Raw genomic sequence first — 15,082 nt, forward strand, 5'->3', positions numbered from 1 at the left:
TCGTAACGTTTGATTGATGCATAGTTTGGCCCATCGCTGACCAGGGGTCGATGCTTAATCAGCAAAATATTGCGAAATTCTGCAAAAACATGCCAACGAGATGCGAAAAACCGCCCAAATGAGGGCGGTTCTTCTTCTCGTTTCTACTTAGTTAATCGATACGCCCAAGGCTTTGGCAATACCTTCACCGTAGGCAGTGTCCACTTGGTAGAAGTGCGCCAGCTGGCGCTGCACTACCTCTTCACTTACGCCTTGCATGGCACTAGCGATATTGCTGATTAGCAGTTGCTGTTGCTCTGTGCTCATCAATCGGAACAGCGCGCGCGCATGGCTGTGGTAATCCCCGTCGGTGCGGTGGTCATACCGAGTCGCCTCGCCACTGACGGGCAGCCCAGGCTCTGCGTAGTGAGGCGCTTGCTTGGGTGCTTGGGCATAGCTGTTCGGCTCGTAGTTCGGCAGTGCCCCGCCGTTGCTTCCGAAGCGCATAGCGCCATCACGCTGGTAATTGTTCACTGGGCTCACAGCAGCGTTTACTGGCAGCTGTTGGAAGTTAGTACCTATGCGGTAGCGATGGGCATCGGCGTACGCAAATACGCGGCCTTGCAACATGCGGTCAGGCGACAGGCCTACACCAGGGATCATGTTGCTAGGGCCAAAGGCGGCTTGTTCTACTTCCGCAAAGTAGTTCTGCGGGTTCCGGTTAAGCTCCAGCGTGCCCACTTCGATCAGCGGGAATTGCTTCTGGGACCACACCTTGGTCACGTCAAAGGGGTTTTCCGGATGCCGGTTGGCTTGCTCCTCGGTCATCACCTGGATGCAGGCGGTCCAACGTGGACACTCACCGCGCTCAATAGCCTCGAACAAGTCCCGTTGGGCGTAATCCGGGTCGCTACCGGCAAGACGCTCAGCATCCTCAGGAGCCAGGTTCTTGATCCCTTGCTGGGTTTTGTAGTGCCACTTCACCCATACACGCTGGCCTTGGGCATTTACCAGGCTATAGGTATGGCTGCCAAAGCCGTGCATATGTCGGTAGCCGTCTGGGATACCCCGGTCACTGAACAGAATGGTGACCTGATGCAGCGACTCGGGAGAATGAGACCAGAAGTCCCACATCATCTGAGCGCTTTTGAGGTGGCTCTGGGGCAGACGTTTTTGAGTATGGATGAAGTCGGGAAACTTCATAGGATCGCGAATAAAGAACACGGGCGTATTGTTGCCTACGATGTCCCAGTTACCTTCTTCGGTATAAAACTTCAGCGCAAAGCCGCGGGGGTCGCGAGCGGTATCCGCTGAGCCACGTTCGCCACCCACGGTGGAGAAGCGCAGGAGGATAGGTGTTTGCTTGCCTACTTCGCTAAACAGCTTGGCACCGGTGTATTGGGTGATATCGCGAGTAACCGTGAAGGTGCCGAAGGCACCTGAACCTTTAGCGTGTACGCGGCGCTCAGGAATATTTTCACGGTTGAAATGAGCGAGCTTTTCGACCAAGTGAAAGTCGTCGAGCAGTAGCGGGCCGCGGGGGCCAGCGGATCTGGAATTTTGGTTGTCTGCAACAGGGGCACCGCTAGCGGTGGTGAGGGTCGTGTTATCGCTCATAAGGCGCTCTCTATCAATCGTCTGATCCGGTTATCCCGGTTAGCGATAATTATGAAGAGGGTGAGCGAAGCGGACTAATTATATTAGGGATAGATAGCTGATAGATTTTTACTAAAACCAGACAACAAAAAACCGAGCCTAGGCTCGGTTCTTTGCTCAGCTAAAGCAGCTTATTCAGCGGCTTCAACAACGCCAGCGACCGGACGGTCAACCAACTCAACATAGGCCATGGGTGCGTTATCCCCAGCACGGAAGCCGCACTTGAGGATGCGCAGGTAGCCGCCTTCACGGGTAGCATAGCGCTTGCCCAAGTCATTGAACAGTTTGCCTACGGCCGACTTCGAACGAGTACGATCGAAAGCCAGACGACGATTGGCAACGCTGTCTTCCTTGGCCAGGGTGATCAGCGGCTCGGCAACGCGACGCAGTTCCTTGGCTTTCGGCAGGGTGGTTTTGATCAGCTCGTGTTCGAACAGCGACACCGCCATGTTCTGGAACATGGCCTTGCGGTGCGAACTGGTGCGGCTTAGGTGACGACCACTTTTACGATGACGCATGGTTCATTCCTTACCGAAACTCTACGTTCGGTGATTACGACGATCAGGCCGTGGCCTTATCATCCTTCTTAAGACTTGCCGGCGGCCAGTTATCGAGGCGCATGCCGAGGGAAAGACCGCGGGAGGCCAAGACGTCCTTGATTTCGGTCAGGGACTTCTTGCCCAGGTTCGGAGTCTTTAACAGTTCTACTTCAGTGCGCTGAATCAGGTCACCGATGTAGTAAATGTTTTCCGCCTTAAGGCAGTTAGCCGAACGTACAGTCAACTCCAGATCGTCAACCGGGCGCAGAAGAATCGGGTCGATCTCATCTTCTTGCTCGATAACGACTGGTTCGCTGTCACCCTTCAGATCCACGAACGCGGCCAGCTGCTGTTGCAGGATGGTCGCGGCACGACGGATAGCTTCTTCCGGGTCCAGGGTACCGTTGGTTTCCAAGTCGATGACCAGCTTGTCCAAGTTGGTGCGCTGTTCCACACGGGCGTTTTCCACCACGTAGGCAATACGGCGTACCGGGCTGAACGAAGCATCCAGCTGCAAGCGACCAATGCTGCGGCTTTCGTCATCGTCACTCTGACGCGAGTCAGCCGGCTCGTAACCGCGACCACGAGCTACGACAAGCTTCATGTTCAAGGCGCCGTTAGACGCCAGGTTCGCGATTACATGCTCGGGATTCACGATCTCGACATCATGATCCAGCTGAATATCGGCAGCGGTAACCACCCCCGAACCTTTTTTGGACAAGGTCAGCGTAACTTCGTCACGACCATGCAGCTTGATGGCCAGACCTTTGAGGTTGAGCAGGATTTCAATGACATCTTCCTGAACACCTTCAATGGCGCTGTACTCATGGAGTACACCGTCGATCTCGGCTTCTACTACTGCACAGCCAGGCATGGAGGACAACAGGATGCGACGCAGCGCGTTGCCCAGGGTGTGGCCGAAACCGCGCTCGAGAGGCTCGAGCGTGATCTTGGCGCGGGTTGGGCTGACGACCTGCACATCGATATGGCGGGGCGTCAGAAACTCATTTACCGAAATCTGCATGGATGCACCTACTTTCTAGCCCTTACTTGGAGTAGAGCTCGACGATCAGGTTTTCGTTGATGTCGGCGGAGAGATCGCTGCGAGCTGGAACACTTTTGAAAGTGCCAGATTTCTTCTCGACGTCTACTTCTACCCACTCAACGCGGCCACGCTGGGCACACAACTCAAGGGCTTGAGCGATGCGCAGCTGGTTTTTAGCCTTTTCACGAACTGCAACCACGTCACCAGCACGTACCTGGAAGGACGGGACGTTTACCACGTTGCCATTAACGGTGATCGACTTGTGCGATACCAGTTGGCGAGATTCAGCGCGAGTGGCGCCGTAGCCCATACGGTAAACGACGTTGTCCAGACGGCACTCAAGCAGCTGCAGAAGGTTTTCGCCGGTGGCGCCCTTCTGGCTAGCGGCCTGCTTGTAGTAACCACTGAATTGACGCTCAAGTACGCCGTAGATACGACGAACTTTTTGCTTCTCGCGCAGCTGGGTGCCGTAGTCGGACTGACGGCCACGGCGCTGGCCGTGGATACCTGGGGCTGCTTCGATATTGCACTTGGATTCCAGAGCGCGAACGCCACTTTTCAGGAACAGGTCAGTGCCTTCACGACGAGCCAGCTTGCATTTTGGACCAATATAACGAGCCATTATCTATCGTCTCCTGAATTACACGCGGCGCTTCTTCGGCGGACGGCACCCGTTATGCGGGATTGGCGTCACGTCGGTGATGCTGGCGATCTTGTAGCCACAGCCGTTCAAAGCACGGACAGCGGACTCACGACCTGGACCTGGACCCTTGACGTTCACGTCGAGGTTTTTCAGGCCATATTCCAGCGCAGCTTGACCAGCACGCTCGGCCGCTACCTGAGCAGCGAACGGGGTGGACTTGCGTGAACCGCGGAAACCCGAACCACCGGAGGTAGCCCAGGACAGGGCGTTACCTTGACGGTCGGTAATGGTCACGATGGTGTTGTTGAAAGACGCGTGGATATGGGCGATGCCATCAACCACTGTCTTTTTGACTTTCTTACGAGGACGAGCAGCAGGTTTTGCCATGACTAATTTCCTGTCGATTCGCTGGCGCGATTACTTGCGGATCGGCTTGCGCGGACCCTTACGGGTACGGGCGTTGGTCTTGGTGCGCTGACCGCGAACCGGCAGACCGCGGCGATGACGCAGGCCACGGTAGCAACCCAGGTCCATCAAGCGCTTGATCTTCATGTTGATGTCACGACGCAGGTCACCTTCGGTGGTGAACTTCGCAACTTCGCCACGCAGCAGTTCGATTTGCTCGTCGCTCAGATCCTTGATCTTTGCGGCCGGGTTTACACCGGCGTCCGCACAGATTTTCTGCGCGGTAGTGCGACCAACACCATAGATGTAGGTCAGCGAGATAACAGCATGCTTGTTATCTGGAATGTTAACGCCTGCAATACGGGCCATTCAGTGGGACTCCAATTGACAGCTACCTGCGCCCCGGAAGCCAAGAAATAGGGCGCGAGATGATATCGCTGTAGAAACAATTAATCAACCCGGCAGCACACTAGCTGCCGGGCTTAAGCACAGCTCACAATCAGCCTTGGCGCTGCTTGTGACGTGGTTCCGCGCTGCAGATCACGCGCACGACACCTTCGCGGCGGATAATCTTGCAGTTGCGGCACAGCTTTTTCACCGATGCACGAACTTTCATCGACCAACTCCTCGAACCTTATGGGCGCATCAGCGCAGCATATTGCTGCCGCCGTACCCCTTCAGGTTGGCTTTCTTCATCAGGGATTCGTACTGGTGCGAAACGAGGTGGGATTGCACTTGGGCCATAAAGTCCATCACAACCACTACCACGATCAACAACGAGGTCCCGCCAAGGTAGAACGGTACATTTGCCGCAACCACAAGGAACTGTGGAAGCAGGCACACGGCCGTCATGTATAGAGCACCGAACATGGTCAAGCGGGTCAGAACACCATCAATGTAGCGTGCCGACTGCTCGCCTGGACGGATACCCGGAATAAAGGCACCGGACTTCTTCAGGTTTTCCGCTACGTCTTTCGGGTTGAACATCAATGCCGTGTAGAAGAAGCAGAAGAAAATAATCCCTGCGGTAAACAGCAAGATATTCAACGGCTGACCAGGCGCGATCGACTGCGAGACGTCCTGCAACCAGCCCATACCTTCGGACTGACCGAACCAGGCACCCAGCGAAGCCGGGAACAGCAAGATGCTGCTCGCGAAAATGGCGGGAATAACGCCCGCCATGTTCACTTTCAACGGCAAGTGGCTCGTTTGCGCGGCAAAGACCTTGCGGCCCTGCTGACGCTTGGCATAGTGCACCGCGATGCGACGCTGACCACGCTCGATGAACACCACGAAACCGATGATCGCTACTGCCAGCAACCCAATCGCGATCAAGGCGAAAATGTTGATATCACCCATGCGCGCAGACTCGAAGGACTGCCCGATCGCTCTTGGAAGACCAGCGACGATACCCGAGAAAATCAACATCGAGATACCGTTGCCAACACCGCGTTCGGTAATCTGCTCACCCAGCCACATCATGAACAGCGCGCCCGCCACGAAGGTGGAAACTGCCACGAAGTAGAAACTAAAGCCTGCGGAAAACGCGACGCCCTGGTTGGCCAGGCCAATGGACATGCCAATGGCCTGGACCAATGCCAGGATCACAGTGCCGTAGCGGGTGTACTGGCTGATCTTGCGACGGCCAGCTTCACCTTCCTTCTTCAACTGCTCCAACTGCGGGCTGATCGCCGTCATCAACTGCATGATGATCGATGCCGAAATATACGGCATGATTCCCAGTGCAAAGATGCTCATGCGTTCAAGCGCGCCGCCGGAAAACATGTTGAACAAGCTAAGAATGGTCCCCTCATTCTGTCGGAACAGGTCCGCCAGCCGGTCAGGGTTTATACCTGGCACCGGGATGTGTGCGCCAATCCTGTAGACGATGATCGCCAGAAACAGGAAACGCAGACGAGCCCAGAGTTCGGACAAACCCCCACTTTTGCTGAGCGCTGAGAGAGCACCTTGCTTAGCCATTTATTCCTCGAATTTGCCGCCAGCTGCTTCGATAGCCGCGCGCGCACCTTTGGTGGCGGCGATGCCCTTCAGGGTGACCGCACGAGTAACCTCGCCGGACAGCATGATTTTCACACGCTGAACGTTTTGGTTGATCACGTTGGCATCCTTGAGGGATTGCACAGTGACGACATCACCTTCCACCTTGGCCAGCTCGGACGTACGCACTTCGGCGCGGTCCATGGCTTTCAGCGAAACAAAGCCGAATTTCGGCAGGCGACGATGCAGCGGCTGTTGACCGCCTTCAAAGCCAGGAGCAATGGTGCCACCGGAGCGAGAGGTTTGACCTTTGTGGCCGCGGCCACCGGTCTTGCCCAAACCGCTACCGATACCACGGCCCGGACGATGCTTTTCGCGACGGGAACCCGGCGCTGGACTCAGATCATTGAGTTTCATCGATTAACCCTCGACGCGCAGCATGTAGTAAGCCTTGTTGATCATTCCGCGATTCTCGGGAGTATCCAAGACTTCCACGGTATGACCGATGCGACGCAGACCCAAGCCTTTAACGCACAGTTTGTGGTTAGGCAGGCGGCCAGCGGTGCTCTTGATCAAGGTAACTTTCAAGGTGGCAGACATTACAGAATCTCCTCGACGCTCTTACCGCGCTTGGCGGCGATAGAATCAGGGGACTGCATGGCTTTCAGACCATTGAACGTGGCGTGTACCACGTTGACCGGGTTGGTCGAACCGTAGCACTTGGCCAGAACGTTCTGAACACCGGCAACTTCCAGTACGGCACGCATCGCGCCGCCGGCGATGATGCCGGTACCTTCAGAAGCGGGCTGCATGTACACCTTGGACGCGCCATGGGCGGACTTGGTAGCGTACTGCAGGGTGGTGCCGTTCAGATCAACCTGAATCATGTTGCGGCGAGCGGCTTCCATGGCTTTCTGAATAGCTGCAGGTACTTCGCGGGATTTGCCACGGCCGAAGCCGACGCGACCCTTGCCATCACCTACCACGGTCAACGCGGTAAAGGTGAAGATACGACCACCTTTAACGGTCTTGGCAACGCGGTTAACCTGAACCAGCTTCTCGATGTAGCCTTCGTCGCGCTTTTGATCGTTATTTGCCATAACTTAGAACTCCAGCCCGCCTTCACGAGCAGCATCAGCCAGCGCTTTAACGCGACCGTGGTACTTGAAGCCAGAACGGTCGAAAGCCACTTGGGAAACGCCAGCGGCTTTCGCACGCTCAGCAACCAGTTGGCCAACCTTAGTGGCGGCGTCGATGTTGCCGGTGGCGCCATCACGCAGTTCTTTGTCCAAGGTCGAAGCGCTTGCCAAGACCTTGCTGCCGTCGGCCGAAATCACCTGGGCATAAATGTGCTGCGAAGAGCGGTACACGCACAGACGCACGGTTTCGAGCTCGTGCATTTTCAGGCGTGCTTTGCGAGCGCGACGCAGACGAGTAACTTTTTTGTCGGTCATTTGCTAGGCCCTACTTCTTCTTGGCTTCTTTACGGCGGACGACTTCATCCGCGTAACGGACACCCTTGCCTTTGTACGGCTCTGGACGACGGAAGTCGCGGATTTCCGCGGCAACCTGGCCTACGAGCTGCTTGTCGATGCCCTTGATCAGGATATCGGTTTGGCTTGGAGTTTCAGCGGTAACGCCTTGCGGCAGCTGATAATCAACCGGGTGCGAGAAACCGAGCGCCAGGGACAGAACATCGCCCTTGGCCTGAGCCTTGTAACCTACGCCAACCAGCTGGAGCTTACGCTCGAAGCCTTGGCTTACGCCCTGCACCATGTTGTTGACCAGTGCACGGGTGGTGCCGGCCATTGCGCGAGTCTGCTGGTCACCGTTGCGAGCGGAGAAGCGCAGTTCACCGCCCTCTTCGACCACTTCAACAGACGAGTGAACGTTCAGCTCGAGGGTACCTTTGGCACCTTTGATCGACAGTTGCTGACCGGCGAATTTTACTTCAACGCCGGCAGGCAGCCTGACGGGGTTTTTAGCGACGCGAGACATGCTTATCCCCCCTTAGAACACGGTGCAAAGGACTTCGCCACCGACACCGGCAGCGCGCGCAGCACGATCAGTCATCACACCTTTGTTGGTGGAAACGATCGAAACGCCGAGGCCGCCACGAACCTTTGGAAGGTCGTCGACGGATTTATACTGACGCAAGCCAGGACGGCTGACGCGCTTGACTTCCTCGATAACCGGACGGCCTTCGAAGTACTTCAGCTCGATGGACAACGAAGGTTTGGCTTCGCTGGTGACCTGATAACCCGCGATGTAACCTTCGTCCTTCAGAACTTTGGCTACCGCAACCTTCAACGTAGAAGAAGGCATGCTGACGACGGACTTTTCAGCCATCTGGGCATTACGGATGCGAGTTAGCATGTCCGCTAACGGGTCCTGCATACTCATGGGCTAGACGCTCCTGATACATAAAAAACGAGCCATACGGCTGCAAAAATCGCCTGTGGACCGCCCAAGGCAAAGCCCAGGCTCAGGCGAGCCGATCATTCTAGTCATACCTCAGAAACGAATCAAGCCCCATGAGGGGCTTGAGCGTATTGCATGACCAGCGGCGGAATAAACTACCGCGGTCTGGGACTTACCAGCTGGCTTTAACCAAGCCTGGTACGTCACCACGCATTGCAGCTTGGCGCAGCATGTTACGCGCCAGGCCGAACTTACGGTATACACCGTGAGGACGACCGGTCAGGCGGCAACGGTTGCGCAGGCGCGATGCGCTGGCGTCACGTGGCTGCTTCTGCAGAGCAACGCTGGCTGCCCAGCGCTCTTCCGGAGTAGCGTTCAGGTTGACGATGGTGGCCTTCAGCTCGGCACGCTTTTTAGCGTACTTGGCTACCGTTTGCTGACGCTTCAGCTCGCGGTTTTTCATGCTCGTCTTAGCCATGGTCCGACTCCTATCAGTTACGGAACGGGAACTTGAATGCACGCAGCAGAGCGCGGCCTTCGTCGTCCGAACGGGCGGTAGTGGTCAGGGTGATGTCCAGACCGCGAAGAGCATCGATCTTGTCGTAATCGATTTCCGGGAAGATGATCTGCTCTTTTACGCCCATGCTGTAGTTACCACGACCATCGAAGGACTTGGCATTCAGGCCGCGGAAGTCGCGAACCCGAGGCAGGGAGATCGAAAGCAGACGATCCAGGAATTCGTACATACGGTCGCGACGCAGGGTAACCTTGACACCGATCGGCCAGCCTTCACGTACTTTGAAGCCCGCGATGGATTTGCGAGCGTAAGTAACGACAGGCTTTTGACCAGTGATCTTTTCCAGGTCGGCTACTGCGTGCTCGATGACCTTCTTGTCACCGATCGCCTCGCCCAGACCCATGTTCAAGGTGATCTTGGTAACGCGCGGAACTTCCATTACGTTGCCAAGCTTAAGTTCTTCCTTAAGCTTGGGGGCGATGTCCTTCCGGTAAATCTCTTTTAGTCGTGCCATTGTCTTCTACCTAGCAGTGTTCAAGCATCAACCGCTTTTTGGGTCGACTTGAAGACACGAATTTTCTTGCCGTCTTCTACCTTGAAGCCAACGCGGTCCGCCTTGTTGGTTTCACCATTGAAGATGGCAACGTTGGAAGCGTGCAGAGGCGCTTCTTTCTCGACGATACCGCCTTGAATGCCAGCCATCGGATTCGGCTTGGTATGGCGCTTGACCAGGTTTACTCCGCCAACGACCAAACGGTCGTTAGCCAATACCTGCAACACCTTACCGCGCTTGCCCTTGTCTTTGCCGGCGATCACGATGATCTCGTCGTCACGACGAATCTTTTGCATGTCGGATCTCCTTACAGCACTTCTGGGGCGAGCGAGACGATCTTCATGAACTTCTCAGAGCGAAGTTCACGGGTCACTGGCCCAAAGATACGGGTGCCGATCGGCTCTTGCTTGTTGTTCAACAGAACAGCAGCGTTGCCGTCGAAGCGGATGATGGAACCATCAGCCCGGCGCACACCGTGACGGGTACGTACGACAACAGCGGTCATCACCTGGCCTTTCTTGACCTTACCGCGAGGAATGGCTTCCTTGACGGTAACTTTGATGATGTCACCAATGCCGGCGTAACGGCGGTGAGAGCCGCCGAGAACCTTGATGCACATTACGCGACGAGCGCCGCTGTTATCGGCCACATCGAGCATGGATTGAGTCTGAATCATAAAATATCTCCGACCCCTAGCCCTTAGACTTCAACAGCGCGTTCAACGATTTCAACCAGGGCCCAGTTCTTGGTCTTAGCGACCGGACGGGTTTCACGAATGGTGACCTTGTCACCAACGTGGCACTGATTGGTCTCGTCGTGAGCGTGCAGCTTAGTCGAACGCTTGACGTACTTACCGTAGATCGGGTGCTTAACGCGACGCTCGATCAGAACGGTGATGGTTTTGTCCATCTTGTCGCTGACGACACGGCCAGTCAGCGTACGGACGGTTTTTTCGGCTTCAGCCATGATTACTTACCTGCCTGCTGGTTGAGCACAGTTTTCACGCGAGCGATGTCACGCTTCACTTGCGAGAGCAGGTGAGACTGCCCCAACTGACCAGTTGCCTTCTGCATGCGCAGATTGAACTGATCGCGCAGCAAGCCGAGCAATTGCTCGTTCAGTTGCTGTGCTGATTTCTCACGAAGATCTTTCGCTTGCATCACATCACCGTCCGCTTAACAAAGGAGGTGGCGAGAGGCAGCTTTGCAGCCGCCAGGGCGAATGCCTCACGCGCCAGCTCTTCGGAAACACCTTCGATCTCGTACAGGACCTTGCCTGGCTGGATCTGGGCTACCCAATACTCGACGCTACCCTTACCTTTACCCATCCGCACTTCAAGAGGCTTCTTGGTAACCGGCTTATCCGGGAACACGCGAATCCAGATCTTGCCGCCACGCTTAACATGACGGGTCAGGGCACGACGTGCCGATTCGATCTGGCGGGCGGTGAGGCGGCCGCGAGCAACAGCTTTCAAGGCGAACTCGCCGAAGCTGACTTTGCTACCGCGCAGTGCCAGACCACGGTTGTGGCCGGTCATCTGCTTGCGGAATTTTGTACGCTTTGGTTGCAACATTTGGCGTACCCCTTACTTGGCAGCTTTTTTACGAGGCGCAGGTGCTTGAGGTTTCAGCTCTTCCTGGCGACCACCAATTACTTCGCCTTTGAAGATCCAAACCTTGACACCAATCACACCATAGGTGGTGTGAGCTTCGTAGGTGGCATAGTCGATATCGGCACGCAGGGTGTGCAGGGGCACACGACCTTCGCGATACCATTCAGTACGTGCGATTTCAGCACCGCCCAGACGACCGCTCACCTGGATCTTGATGCCCTTGGCACCAATACGCATGGCGTTCTGTACGGCGCGTTTCATGGCGCGACGGAACATTACGCGGCGTTCCAGCTGCTGAGCTACGCTCTGTGCAACCAACATACCGTCGAGCTCCGGCTTGCGGATTTCTTCGATATTGATGTGCACGGGCACACCCATTTGCTTGGTCAGGTCCTGACGCAGTTTCTCAACATCTTCACCTTTCTTGCCGATCACGATGCCGGGACGAGCGGTGTGGATGGTGATACGTGCAGTCTGAGCCGGACGATGGATATCGATACGGCTTACGGACGCGCTTTTTAGTTTGTCTTGCAGGAACTCACGCGTTTTCAGATCCGCCAGCAGATAGTCTGCGTAGGTCCGACCGTCTGCGTACCAGACGGAGGTGTGCTCCTTGACGATTCCCAGGCGAATGCCAACGGGATGTACTTTCTGACCCATCTGATCGACTCCGTTACTTGTCCGCAACCTTGACAGTGATATGGCAAGACCGCTTGACGATGCGATCAGCGCGGCCTTTGGCTCGCGGCATGATGCGCTTCAGCGAACGCCCTTCGTTGACGAAAACAGTCGACACTTTTAGGTCGTCGACGTCTGCGCCTTCGTTGTGTTCGGCGTTGGCAACGGCCGACTCCAGGACTTTCTTCATGACTTCAGCGGCCTTCTTGCTGCTGAAGGCCAACAGGTTGAGCGCTTCGCCCACCTTCTTCCCGCGAATCTGGTCGGCGACCAAGCGGGCTTTCTGGGCGGATATGCGAGCGCCCGACAACTTAGCGGCTACTTCCATTTCCTTACCCCTTAACGCTTGGCTTTCTTGTCAGCCACGTGCCCACGATATGTGCGGGTACCGGCGAACTCGCCCAGTTTATGGCCGACCATGTCTTCGCTCACGAGAACCGGAACGTGCTGACGACCGTTATGAACGGCGATGGTCAAACCTACCATTTGCGGCAGAATCATCGAACGACGCGACCAGGTTTTAACTGGTTTGCGATCATTCTTTTCCGCCGCCACTTCGATCTTCTTCAACAGGTGAAGATCGATAAAAGGACCTTTTTTCAGAGAACGTGGCACTGTCGTATCCTCAAATTACTTGCGACGACGGACGATCATGTTGTCGGTACGCTTATTACCACGGGTTTTCGCGCCCTTGGTCGGGAAGCCCCATGGCGATACCGGATGACGACCACCGGAGGTACGACCTTCACCACCACCATGCGGGTGGTCAACCGGGTTCATGGCAACACCACGAACGGTTGGGCGAACACCACGCCACCGCTTGGCACCGGCTTTACCCAGCGAACGCAGGCTGTGCTCGGAGTTCGAAACTTCACCTAGGGTCGCACGGCACTCGGAGAGCACTTTACGCATTTCACCGGAGCGCAGACGCAGGGTCACGTAGACGCCTTCGCGAGCCACCAACTGAGCAGAAGCACCCGCGGAGCGTGCGATTTGCGCACCCTTGCCTGGCTTGAGCTCGATGCCGTGAATGGTGCTACCAACCGGAATGTTACGCAGCTGCAGGCTGTTGCCCGGCTTGATTGGGGCCAAGGCACCGGAGATCAACTGGTCGCCAGCGCTCACGCCTTTAGGTGCGATGATGTAGCGACGCTCGCCGTCCGCATAACGCAGAAGGGCCAGGTGAGCAGTACGGTTTGGATCGTATTCGATACGCTCAACAACCGCGGCGATGCCGTCTTTGTCGTTGCGACGGAAGTCGACCATACGGTAGTGCTGCTTATGACCACCGCCAATGTGGCGGGTGGTGATACGACCATTGTTGTTACGACCGCCAGACTTCGATTTCTTCTCGAGCAGCGGAGCGTAAGGAGCGCCTTTATGCAGCTCCTGGTTGACCACCTTGACCACGAAACGGCGGCCAGGGGAAGTCGGTTTGCATTTAACGATTGCCATGATGCACCCCTTCCTTACTCAGCACTGCTGCTGAAATCGAGATCTTGGCCTGGTTGAAGAGCGACAACGGCCTTCTTCCAGTCATTACGCTTGCCCAGACCCCGAGCGGTACGCTTGGTCTTACCCAAAACGTTCAGGGTAGTCACGCGCTCTACTTTTACGTCGAACAGAGTTTCGACGGCCTTCTTGATTTCCAGCTTGGTGGCGTCGGTCGCAACCTTGAAGACGAACTGGCCTTTCTTCTCAGCCAGACCGGTAGCCTTCTCGGATACGTGCGGGCCAAGCAGAACTTTAAATACGCGTTCCTGGTTCATCCCAGCAGCTCCTCGAATTTCTTCACGGCCGACACGGTGATCAACACCTTATCGTAGGCGATCAGGCTTACTGGGTCCGAACCCTGAACATCACGTACGTCGACGTGTGGCAGGTTACGAGCAGCCAGGTACAGGTTCTGATCAACGGCTTCGGAAACGATCAGCACGTCAGTCAGGCCCAGGCCGTTCAGCTTGCCCAGCAGTTCTTTGGTTTTAGGCGCTTCAACAGCGAAGTCCTGAACCACAACCAGGCGATCAGTGCGAACCAGCTCACCGAGGATGGAGCGCAGTGCTGCGCGGTACATCTTCTTGTTGAGCTTCTGAGAATGATCCTGAGGACGAGCCGCGAAGGTCGTACCACCGCCACGCCACAGTGGGCTACGGATGGTACCGGCACGGGCACGACCAGTGCCCTTTTGGCGCCACGGGCGCTTGCCGCCGCCGGATACGTCCGAACGGGTTTTCTGCTGCTTGCTGCCCTGACGGCCACCGGCCATGTAAGCTACAACGGCCTGGTGAACCAGGGTCTCGTTGAATTCGCCACCAAAGGTCAGTTCGGAAACTTCGATCGCTTGCGCGTCATTTACATTTAATTGCATGTCAGCTTCCCCTTAACCGCGAGCCTTAACAGCTGGACGTACAACTACGTCACCGCCAGTAGCACCAGGAACGGCACCCTTGACGAGCAGCAGGTTACGTTCAGCGTCAACGCGGACCACTTCCAAGGACTGGACGGTCACGCGCTCGGCGCCCATGTGACCGGACATTTTCTTGCCCTTGAAAACACGACCAGGAGTCTGGCACTGGCCGATGGAGCCCGGAACGCGGTGGGAAACGGAGTTACCGTGGGTGTTGTCCTGACCACGGAAGTTCCAGCGCTTGATGGTACCGGCAAAGCCTTTACCCTTCGACTGACCGGTAACGTCTACCAGTTGGCCTGCTGCGAACAGTTCCGAGTTGATCTGGTCACCTGCCTGGTAATCGCCTTCTTCAAGACGGAATTCCCAGACGCCACGGCCAGCAGCTACGTTCGCCTTGGCGAAGTGACCTGCTTGAGCGGCGGTAACACGCGAAGCGCGACGCTCGCCCACAGTGACTTGCACTGCGCGATAGCCATCGGATTCTTCGGTTTTGAACTGAGTGACGCGATTCGGCTCGATCTCAATGACCGTAACCGGAATAGAGACACCATCTTCGGTGAAAATGCGGGTCATACCGCGTTTACGACCGACTACACCAATAGTCATGTTGTAACCTCATGAGTGTA

At 56.1% G+C, this 15,082-nt stretch carries 28 protein-coding genes; all 28 read right to left on the bottom strand.

The window, feature by feature from the left end; translation table 11 throughout:
- Positions 1-147: 147 nt before the first annotated feature.
- The 28 genes from ACWKV4_RS02445 to rplC all read right to left on the bottom strand — a co-directional run bounded on the left by ACWKV4_RS02445 (position 148) and on the right by rplC (position 15,062).
- The gene (locus ACWKV4_RS02445) at positions 148-1,596 is read right to left on the bottom strand and encodes a catalase (protein WP_483830532.1); all 1,449 of its coding nucleotides are present in this window, start codon (positions 1,594-1,596) and stop codon (positions 148-150) included.
- 170 nt (positions 1,597-1,766) lie between these two features.
- Positions 1,767-2,153: a 50S ribosomal protein L17 gene (rplQ, locus tag ACWKV4_RS02450; RefSeq protein ID WP_483830533.1), complete on the bottom strand. Its 387-nt coding sequence runs from the start codon at positions 2,151-2,153 to the stop codon at positions 1,767-1,769.
- 43 nt (positions 2,154-2,196) lie between these two features.
- A complete protein-coding gene (locus tag ACWKV4_RS02455; protein WP_040261517.1) occupies positions 2,197-3,198 on the bottom strand; it encodes a DNA-directed RNA polymerase subunit alpha in 1,002 nt (333 codons plus the stop codon).
- A gap of 22 nt (positions 3,199-3,220) precedes the next feature.
- Complete coding sequence (rpsD, locus tag ACWKV4_RS02460) at positions 3,221-3,841, bottom strand: 30S ribosomal protein S4 (RefSeq protein WP_483830534.1); 621 nt, start codon at positions 3,839-3,841, stop codon at positions 3,221-3,223.
- An 18-nt stretch (positions 3,842-3,859) separates the two neighbouring features.
- Positions 3,860-4,249 (bottom strand): 30S ribosomal protein S11, encoded by a 390-nt coding sequence (gene rpsK, locus ACWKV4_RS02465; RefSeq protein WP_002555466.1) that lies wholly within the window; start codon positions 4,247-4,249, stop codon positions 3,860-3,862.
- A 30-nt stretch (positions 4,250-4,279) separates the two neighbouring features.
- A complete protein-coding gene (rpsM, locus tag ACWKV4_RS02470) occupies positions 4,280-4,636 on the bottom strand; it encodes a 30S ribosomal protein S13 (protein WP_181117530.1) in 357 nt (118 codons plus the stop codon).
- A 130-nt stretch (positions 4,637-4,766) separates the two neighbouring features.
- Positions 4,767-4,883 carry a 50S ribosomal protein L36 gene (rpmJ, locus tag ACWKV4_RS02475; protein WP_002555468.1) on the bottom strand — a complete coding sequence of 39 codons (117 nt, stop codon included), beginning with the start codon at positions 4,881-4,883 and terminating at the stop codon, positions 4,767-4,769.
- 29 nt (positions 4,884-4,912) lie between these two features.
- Complete coding sequence (gene secY, locus ACWKV4_RS02480) at positions 4,913-6,247, bottom strand: preprotein translocase subunit SecY (protein ID WP_483830535.1); 1,335 nt, start codon at positions 6,245-6,247, stop codon at positions 4,913-4,915.
- On the bottom strand, positions 6,248-6,682 hold the full coding sequence (rplO, locus tag ACWKV4_RS02485; RefSeq protein WP_263264678.1) for a 50S ribosomal protein L15: 435 nt from the start codon (positions 6,680-6,682) through the stop codon (positions 6,248-6,250).
- Between the two features lie 3 nt (positions 6,683-6,685).
- On the bottom strand, positions 6,686-6,865 hold the full coding sequence (gene rpmD, locus ACWKV4_RS02490) for a 50S ribosomal protein L30 (protein ID WP_181117532.1): 180 nt from the start codon (positions 6,863-6,865) through the stop codon (positions 6,686-6,688).
- Entirely contained in the window at positions 6,865-7,365 is a 501-nt protein-coding gene (rpsE, locus tag ACWKV4_RS02495) for a 30S ribosomal protein S5 (protein WP_225776114.1), read from the bottom strand. Before rpsE ends, rpmD begins: the two co-directional genes overlap by 1 nt.
- A gap of 3 nt (positions 7,366-7,368) precedes the next feature.
- Positions 7,369-7,719, bottom strand: a complete 351-nt coding sequence (gene rplR / locus ACWKV4_RS02500; protein WP_168085187.1) for a 50S ribosomal protein L18 — start codon at positions 7,717-7,719, stop codon at positions 7,369-7,371.
- A 10-nt stretch (positions 7,720-7,729) separates the two neighbouring features.
- Positions 7,730-8,263: a 50S ribosomal protein L6 gene (gene rplF, locus ACWKV4_RS02505; protein WP_483830536.1), complete on the bottom strand. Its 534-nt coding sequence runs from the start codon at positions 8,261-8,263 to the stop codon at positions 7,730-7,732.
- Between the two features lie 12 nt (positions 8,264-8,275).
- Complete coding sequence (gene rpsH, locus ACWKV4_RS02510) at positions 8,276-8,668, bottom strand: 30S ribosomal protein S8 (RefSeq protein WP_483830537.1); 393 nt, start codon at positions 8,666-8,668, stop codon at positions 8,276-8,278.
- A 190-nt stretch (positions 8,669-8,858) separates the two neighbouring features.
- Entirely contained in the window at positions 8,859-9,164 is a 306-nt protein-coding gene (gene rpsN / locus ACWKV4_RS02515; protein WP_181117536.1) for a 30S ribosomal protein S14, read from the bottom strand.
- 13 nt (positions 9,165-9,177) lie between these two features.
- The gene (gene rplE, locus ACWKV4_RS02520; RefSeq protein WP_483830538.1) at positions 9,178-9,717 is read right to left on the bottom strand and encodes a 50S ribosomal protein L5; all 540 of its coding nucleotides are present in this window, start codon (positions 9,715-9,717) and stop codon (positions 9,178-9,180) included.
- A gap of 20 nt (positions 9,718-9,737) precedes the next feature.
- A complete protein-coding gene (rplX, locus tag ACWKV4_RS02525) occupies positions 9,738-10,052 on the bottom strand; it encodes a 50S ribosomal protein L24 (protein ID WP_483830539.1) in 315 nt (104 codons plus the stop codon).
- An 11-nt stretch (positions 10,053-10,063) separates the two neighbouring features.
- Positions 10,064-10,432, bottom strand: coding sequence for a 50S ribosomal protein L14 (gene rplN, locus ACWKV4_RS02530; protein WP_003243907.1), 369 nt, complete (start codon positions 10,430-10,432; stop codon positions 10,064-10,066).
- Between the two features lie 23 nt (positions 10,433-10,455).
- Positions 10,456-10,722 carry a 30S ribosomal protein S17 gene (rpsQ, locus tag ACWKV4_RS02535; protein ID WP_483830540.1) on the bottom strand — a complete coding sequence of 89 codons (267 nt, stop codon included), beginning with the start codon at positions 10,720-10,722 and terminating at the stop codon, positions 10,456-10,458.
- A gap of 2 nt (positions 10,723-10,724) precedes the next feature.
- Positions 10,725-10,916 (bottom strand): 50S ribosomal protein L29, encoded by a 192-nt coding sequence (gene rpmC / locus ACWKV4_RS02540; protein WP_483830541.1) that lies wholly within the window; start codon positions 10,914-10,916, stop codon positions 10,725-10,727.
- On the bottom strand, positions 10,916-11,329 hold the full coding sequence (gene rplP, locus ACWKV4_RS02545) for a 50S ribosomal protein L16 (protein WP_009397508.1): 414 nt from the start codon (positions 11,327-11,329) through the stop codon (positions 10,916-10,918). Before rplP ends, rpmC begins: the two co-directional genes overlap by 1 nt.
- Before the next feature lie 12 nt (positions 11,330-11,341).
- On the bottom strand, positions 11,342-12,028 hold the full coding sequence (gene rpsC / locus ACWKV4_RS02550; protein ID WP_168085194.1) for a 30S ribosomal protein S3: 687 nt from the start codon (positions 12,026-12,028) through the stop codon (positions 11,342-11,344).
- A 13-nt stretch (positions 12,029-12,041) separates the two neighbouring features.
- Positions 12,042-12,374: a 50S ribosomal protein L22 gene (gene rplV / locus ACWKV4_RS02555; protein ID WP_168085195.1), complete on the bottom strand. Its 333-nt coding sequence runs from the start codon at positions 12,372-12,374 to the stop codon at positions 12,042-12,044.
- 11 nt (positions 12,375-12,385) lie between these two features.
- Positions 12,386-12,661 (bottom strand): 30S ribosomal protein S19, encoded by a 276-nt coding sequence (gene rpsS, locus ACWKV4_RS02560; RefSeq protein WP_004883670.1) that lies wholly within the window; start codon positions 12,659-12,661, stop codon positions 12,386-12,388.
- A 15-nt stretch (positions 12,662-12,676) separates the two neighbouring features.
- On the bottom strand, positions 12,677-13,501 hold the full coding sequence (rplB, locus tag ACWKV4_RS02565; RefSeq protein WP_483830542.1) for a 50S ribosomal protein L2: 825 nt from the start codon (positions 13,499-13,501) through the stop codon (positions 12,677-12,679).
- Positions 13,502-13,515: 14 nt separating this feature from the next.
- On the bottom strand, positions 13,516-13,815 hold the full coding sequence (gene rplW / locus ACWKV4_RS02570) for a 50S ribosomal protein L23 (protein WP_168085197.1): 300 nt from the start codon (positions 13,813-13,815) through the stop codon (positions 13,516-13,518).
- On the bottom strand, positions 13,812-14,414 hold the full coding sequence (gene rplD, locus ACWKV4_RS02575) for a 50S ribosomal protein L4 (RefSeq protein ID WP_483830543.1): 603 nt from the start codon (positions 14,412-14,414) through the stop codon (positions 13,812-13,814). Before rplD ends, rplW begins: the two co-directional genes overlap by 4 nt.
- A 12-nt stretch (positions 14,415-14,426) precedes the next feature.
- Positions 14,427-15,062 carry a 50S ribosomal protein L3 gene (gene rplC, locus ACWKV4_RS02580; RefSeq protein ID WP_483830544.1) on the bottom strand — a complete coding sequence of 212 codons (636 nt, stop codon included), beginning with the start codon at positions 15,060-15,062 and terminating at the stop codon, positions 14,427-14,429.
- Positions 15,063-15,082: the final 20 nt, after the last annotated feature.

The sequence above is a fragment of the Pseudomonas artemisiae genome (assembly GCF_057128685.1).

Excerpts from the sequence above, each read along its gene's own strand:
- rplO (WP_263264678.1), bottom strand. The coding sequence starts at position 6,682 with ATGAAACTCAATGATCTGAGTCCAGCGCCGGGTTCCCGTCGCGAAAAG.
- rplC (WP_483830544.1), bottom strand. The coding sequence starts at position 15,062 with ATGACTATTGGTGTAGTCGGTCGTAAACGCGGTATGACCCGCATTTTC.
- rplQ (WP_483830533.1), bottom strand. The coding sequence starts at position 2,153 with ATGCGTCATCGTAAAAGTGGTCGTCACCTAAGCCGCACCAGTTCGCAC.
- rpsM (WP_181117530.1), bottom strand. The coding sequence starts at position 4,636 with ATGGCCCGTATTGCAGGCGTTAACATTCCAGATAACAAGCATGCTGTT.
- rplE (WP_483830538.1), bottom strand. The coding sequence starts at position 9,717 with ATGGCACGACTAAAAGAGATTTACCGGAAGGACATCGCCCCCAAGCTT.
- rpsC (WP_168085194.1), bottom strand. The coding sequence starts at position 12,028 with ATGGGTCAGAAAGTACATCCCGTTGGCATTCGCCTGGGAATCGTCAAG.
- rpsQ (WP_483830540.1), bottom strand. The coding sequence starts at position 10,722 with ATGGCTGAAGCCGAAAAAACCGTCCGTACGCTGACTGGCCGTGTCGTC.
- rplW (WP_168085197.1), bottom strand. The coding sequence starts at position 13,815 with ATGAACCAGGAACGCGTATTTAAAGTTCTGCTTGGCCCGCACGTATCC.
- secY (WP_483830535.1), bottom strand. The coding sequence starts at position 6,247 with ATGGCTAAGCAAGGTGCTCTCTCAGCGCTCAGCAAAAGTGGGGGTTTG.
- rplV (WP_168085195.1), bottom strand. The coding sequence starts at position 12,374 with ATGGAAGTAGCCGCTAAGTTGTCGGGCGCTCGCATATCCGCCCAGAAA.
- rpsD (WP_483830534.1), bottom strand. The coding sequence starts at position 3,841 with ATGGCTCGTTATATTGGTCCAAAATGCAAGCTGGCTCGTCGTGAAGGC.
- rpsN (WP_181117536.1), bottom strand. The coding sequence starts at position 9,164 with ATGGCTAAGACGAGCATGAAAAACCGCGAGCTGAAGCGTCAGCAAACG.
- rpmC (WP_483830541.1), bottom strand. The coding sequence starts at position 10,916 with ATGCAAGCGAAAGATCTTCGTGAGAAATCAGCACAGCAACTGAACGAG.
- rpsK (WP_002555466.1), bottom strand. The coding sequence starts at position 4,249 with ATGGCAAAACCTGCTGCTCGTCCTCGTAAGAAAGTCAAAAAGACAGTG.
- rplR (WP_168085187.1), bottom strand. The coding sequence starts at position 7,719 with ATGACCGACAAAAAAGTTACTCGTCTGCGTCGCGCTCGCAAAGCACGC.
- rplB (WP_483830542.1), bottom strand. The coding sequence starts at position 13,501 with ATGGCAATCGTTAAATGCAAACCGACTTCCCCTGGCCGCCGTTTCGTG.
- rplX (WP_483830539.1), bottom strand. The coding sequence starts at position 10,052 with ATGCAAAAGATTCGTCGTGACGACGAGATCATCGTGATCGCCGGCAAA.
- rplN (WP_003243907.1), bottom strand. The coding sequence starts at position 10,432 with ATGATTCAGACTCAATCCATGCTCGATGTGGCCGATAACAGCGGCGCT.
- rpmD (WP_181117532.1), bottom strand. The coding sequence starts at position 6,865 with ATGTCTGCCACCTTGAAAGTTACCTTGATCAAGAGCACCGCTGGCCGC.
- rpsH (WP_483830537.1), bottom strand. The coding sequence starts at position 8,668 with ATGAGTATGCAGGACCCGTTAGCGGACATGCTAACTCGCATCCGTAAT.
- ACWKV4_RS02445 (WP_483830532.1), bottom strand. The coding sequence starts at position 1,596 with ATGAGCGATAACACGACCCTCACCACCGCTAGCGGTGCCCCTGTTGCA.
- rplF (WP_483830536.1), bottom strand. The coding sequence starts at position 8,263 with ATGTCTCGCGTCGCTAAAAACCCCGTCAGGCTGCCTGCCGGCGTTGAA.
- ACWKV4_RS02455 (WP_040261517.1), bottom strand. The coding sequence starts at position 3,198 with ATGCAGATTTCGGTAAATGAGTTTCTGACGCCCCGCCATATCGATGTG.
- rplP (WP_009397508.1), bottom strand. The coding sequence starts at position 11,329 with ATGTTGCAACCAAAGCGTACAAAATTCCGCAAGCAGATGACCGGCCAC.
- rpmJ (WP_002555468.1), bottom strand. The coding sequence starts at position 4,883 with ATGAAAGTTCGTGCATCGGTGAAAAAGCTGTGCCGCAACTGCAAGATT.
- rplD (WP_483830543.1), bottom strand. The coding sequence starts at position 14,414 with ATGCAATTAAATGTAAATGACGCGCAAGCGATCGAAGTTTCCGAACTG.
- rpsE (WP_225776114.1), bottom strand. The coding sequence starts at position 7,365 with ATGGCAAATAACGATCAAAAGCGCGACGAAGGCTACATCGAGAAGCTG.